The sequence below is a fragment of the Clostridium puniceum genome (genome assembly GCF_002006345.1).
Taxonomy (GTDB): Bacteria; Bacillota; Clostridia; order Clostridiales; family Clostridiaceae; genus Clostridium; species Clostridium puniceum.
In genome coordinates this window covers 1-4,179 of sequence record NZ_LZZM01000057.1, presented here as the reverse complement: position 1 = coordinate 4,179, position 4,179 = coordinate 1, and the positions used below count along the sequence as shown (strand labels likewise).

At 27.7% G+C, this 4,179-nt stretch carries 3 protein-coding genes and 1 pseudogene; 3 read left to right on the top strand and 1 reads right to left on the bottom strand.

Going from position 1 to position 4,179, the window contains the following annotated elements:
* Positions 1-260 precede the first annotated feature (260 nt).
* From CLPUN_RS05065 to CLPUN_RS05055, 3 genes are read left to right on the top strand one after another with little or no spacing between them, the layout of a single operon-like run.
* Positions 261-458, top strand: a complete 198-nt coding sequence (locus CLPUN_RS05065) for a DUF896 domain-containing protein (protein ID WP_077846249.1) — start codon at positions 261-263, stop codon at positions 456-458.
* 6 nt (positions 459-464) lie between these two features.
* On the top strand, positions 465-1,376 hold the full coding sequence (gene hprK, locus CLPUN_RS05060; RefSeq protein WP_077846248.1) for an HPr(Ser) kinase/phosphatase: 912 nt from the start codon (positions 465-467) through the stop codon (positions 1,374-1,376).
* A 28-nt stretch (positions 1,377-1,404) separates the two neighbouring features.
* On the top strand, positions 1,405-2,802 hold the full coding sequence (locus CLPUN_RS05055; protein ID WP_077846247.1) for an aminopeptidase: 1,398 nt from the start codon (positions 1,405-1,407) through the stop codon (positions 2,800-2,802).
* A 140-nt stretch (positions 2,803-2,942) separates the two neighbouring features.
* Here the strand turns inward: CLPUN_RS05055 and CLPUN_RS05050 are convergent.
* Positions 2,943-3,771 (bottom strand): annotated as a pseudogene (locus CLPUN_RS05050) (PHP domain-containing protein).
* Between the last annotated feature and the right edge of the window lie 408 nt (positions 3,772-4,179).

The following is a 4,179-nucleotide window of genomic DNA, read 5'->3' as shown; positions in this document are numbered from 1 at the left end:
AAACAAGAAAGGAAAAAATGTAAAAATATTTCATATTACAATTAATGACAATAATTAGCAAGAAGAGTTAATAAAATATCGTATGGTATATTATTCTAAATAAAATGTGTCAGTTAAGAACAAAATTGGATATTATTTACAAAAAGATTATTCGACATTTATGTATAAAAATAATTGGATTGTGTCGAAAAAATTCATGTTGATTATATTATTTTAAATGGTAAAATTATTGGTAGATGTATAGAAAGGATGAAAAAATAATGGATATTCAAAATATTAGAATAGAAGATGTTGTAGAAAAAATTAATTCATTATATAAAATTAGTCAAGAAAGAGAATTGACAGTAGAAGAAAAGGAATTACAAGGAAAACTTAGACAAAGATATATAGATAATGTAAAAAGGAACTTTAAAGCTCAATTAGATGGAATAGAATTAAAAAAAGGGAAAAAGGAATGATGAGAAGTGGGAGTTTTAGTTAAAAAGTTACTAGACGATTTAAATTTAGAAGTTTTAGTAGAAGGAAAAGATGATGTAGAAATTTCAGTAAATGATATAAATAGACCGGGATTACAATTAGCAGGTTTTTATAATTATTTTGCTCCTGAAAGAATACAAGTTATAGGTAAAGCAGAGTGGAGCTTCTTAGATTATATGCAAATAGAACTAAGAAAAAAAAGAGTTAAAAAATATTTTAGTTTTGATATAAATTGTTTAATTGTAACTAGAGGCTTAGAACCACATCCAGAATTTATAAAAGAAGCTAAAAAGCATAATGTATGGGTGGTTAGAAGTAATTTAGTAACAACGCAGTTTATAAGCAAAACAACTATATACTTGGCAGATAAATTGGCACCAGAAACAAGATTACATGGTGTTTTAGTAGACGTTTCGGGTATAGGAATATTAATTACTGGAGAAAGTGGAATAGGGAAAAGTGAAACAGCACTAGAATTAATAAAGAGAGGACATAGGCTTATTACTGATGATGCTGTAGACATAAAGGAAATAGATGGACAATTAATAGGAAGATCTCCTAAAATAACCATAGGTATGTTAGAAGTTAGAGGAATTGGGATTATCGATGTAACTACCTTATATGGATTAAGTTCAGTAGTTGAAGAAAAAGAAATAAAACTAGTTATGCACTTTGAGCACTGGAAAGATGATAATGATTATGATAGACTAGGAATTGATAACGAATATATGAACATATTAGGTGTTAATGCTAAAAAGCTAACAGTGCCTGTTAGACCAGGTAGAAATATTGCAGTTATTATCGAAGCAGCAGCAGTTAATTATAGGCATGCTTTAATGTCTAAAATTACACCAGTTGATGTAATAGAAAGTAGAATGAATGATGTTAATGATTTATAGGAATAATTAAATTAGGAGGAATATAATTATGAAAAATGACAAAAAAGATTTAAATAAGAATGCATGGAATAAATATAGCAGTAAAGAAGTTGAAGAAATATTTGAGTTTTGTGAGGGATATAAAAATTTTATGTCTAAATGCAAAACAGAAAGAGAATGTGTTAGTGAAGTAATAAAATTGGCAATAGCTGAAGGTTATAAGGATATAGAAGATTTTATTAAAGAAAAGAAAAAATTACAGCCAGGAGACAAGGTTTTTGCAAATAATAAAGGCAAGACTATTGCTTTGTTTATTATAGGAAATGATCCAATGGAAAAGGGATTAAAAATATTAGGCGCTCATATAGATTCACCAAGATTAGATTTGAAACAAAATCCGCTTTATGAAGATAGTGAATTATCATTACTTGATACACATTATTATGGTGGTATTAAAAAATATCAATGGGTTACATTGCCATTAGCCTTACATGGAGTAGTAGTAAAGAAAGATGGTACTGTGATAGATATTTGCATTGGTGAAGATGATAATGATCCTGTTGTTGGAGTATCAGATCTTTTAATTCATTTAGCTAGTGAACAAATGGGTAAAAAAGGAGATAAGGTAGTTGAAGGTGAAGATCTTAATGTGTTGGTTGGAAGCATGCCTTTAAAAGGTGAAGAAAAAGATGCTGTTAAAGCTAATATTTTAAAAATCCTTAAGGAAAAATATGATTTTGAAGAAGAAGATTTTTTATCAGCTGAAATAGAAATAGTTCCAGCAGGAAAAGCAAGAGATTATGGTTTAGATAGAAGTATGGTTATGGCATATGGACATGATGATAGAGTATGTTCATATACTTCATTATTGGCTATGTTTGATATTAAAGAAACTGATAAGACTTGCTGTTGTCTTTTAGTGGATAAAGAAGAAGTAGGAAGTATTGGTGCTACTGGAATGCAATCAAGATTCTTTGAAAATATAGTTGCAGAAATTATTGATAGTGTTGAAGGTTATTCAGATCTTAAATTAAGAAGATGTCTTTCTAATTCAAAAATGTTATCTTCAGATGTTAGTGCAGCTTTTGATCCTAATTATCCATCTGTAATGGAAAAGAAAAATGCAGCTTTTTTTGGAAGAGGTATGGTATTTAACAAATATACTGGAGCTAGAGGTAAATCAGGCTGTAATGATGCCAATGCTGAATATATGGCAGAGCTACGAAGTATAATGGAAAAACATGATGTTTCAATTCAAACAGCAGAACTTGGAAAGGTTGATGTTGGTGGTGGGGGAACTATTGCTTACATTTTAGCTCAATATAATATGGAAGTAATTGATTGTGGAGTAGCTTTGCATAACATGCATTCACCATGGGAAGTCGCTAGTAAAGTTGATATATTTGAAACAATGAAAGGGTATAGAGCCTTTTTAATAGAAGCTTAGATATATAAAAGAAAATTAAGTTATAGAAGCAAATTACTTTTTAGGTTAGGCTAAATATGTATAAAAAGAGATATCATAAAATAACGTAATAATAAGTTATTTTATGATATCTTTTTACATATAACAAATCGTAGAAATATTTAATTCTTAACCGAATCAAATGCCTCCGATAAATTTAAAGCAGAAAGCAATTTTGATAAATATTCATAAGGTAGTTCCATAGAACCAATATCTGTATGACGAGTATCTGTTTCTAAATCTCCATGAAAATCAGATCCACAAGAAATTAATAAATTATTTTCTTCTTTAGTGTTTTGGACAATAGATACTTTCTAAACCATCAAAATTTAATGCTAAAAACTCATCTATATTAGATTTTAAAATTAATTTGGGATGAGCTAAAAATACTAAGGCATTATATTTTTTTAGAAGTTTTAGACCTTCAGCAGTTGATAATTTTAAGGTAGGAACATATGCTCTGCAGCCTTTACCAATAAACCTATCAAAAATTTCATTAACAGTGTAAGGGTAACCAGATTTTATGATTTCTCTAGCAATATGGGGTCTTGCAACAGTATCGTTGGCATGATTCAGAATTTTTTCTAAATTAACTTCTATAGTAAATTCTTCTTTTAGTTTATGTACTATTTTTTTTGCCCTTATGACTCTATGATTTTTAATTTTATTTAATTCATCTATAAGTTCTTGATTTTTATAATTGCCATTTTTAAAAAAACCTAAAATGTGTACACTTTCATTATTATGTTGTGTTGACAATTCGACTCCAGGGATTAAAAGAATACCATATTTTACACTTTCTTCAATAGCCTCATCTATGCCATTTAAAGTGTCATGGTCAGTAATAGCTAAAACTTTAACATTATTTTTATTAGCTCTTTGAACTACTTCAATAGGAGAAAGGATTCCGTCTGAATAACTTGTATGAATATGGAAATCTGATTTAAGCATATAATATAACCCCCAACAATGATGGATTTTGAATAAAAGAATCACAATTTTTTAAGATAAAAGAAATCTAATATATATAATAACACTATCATACCATAAACGAGGATAGGAAAGTATAATAACAAATTATTTTTAATATATATGTTCTAAAAAATTTTGTTCATTAAGATTTAATTTCTATATTAGAGTGATTGGATAAGACAACCAACTAAATTATGAACTTTCTTAATTAGAACTTATATTATGTATATTTTTTATTTCAAATAGATTTTCTATCACACGTTTAGCATATAAAATATTAATGTTTAAAAATGGAACATTCTAAAACTATTATTGCAAAATTTCTATAAAAAACCATGCATAAAACGTTAAAATTAAATGACTTATTAAATGCAGGGTTTTTAGTAG

Bases quoted from the DNA above. Each gene is read 5' to 3' on its own strand.
- CLPUN_RS05055 (WP_077846247.1), top strand. From the start codon at position 1,405: ATGAAAAATGACAAAAAAGATTTAAATAAGAATGCATGGAATAAATAT.
- CLPUN_RS05065 (WP_077846249.1), top strand. From the start codon at position 261: ATGGATATTCAAAATATTAGAATAGAAGATGTTGTAGAAAAAATTAAT.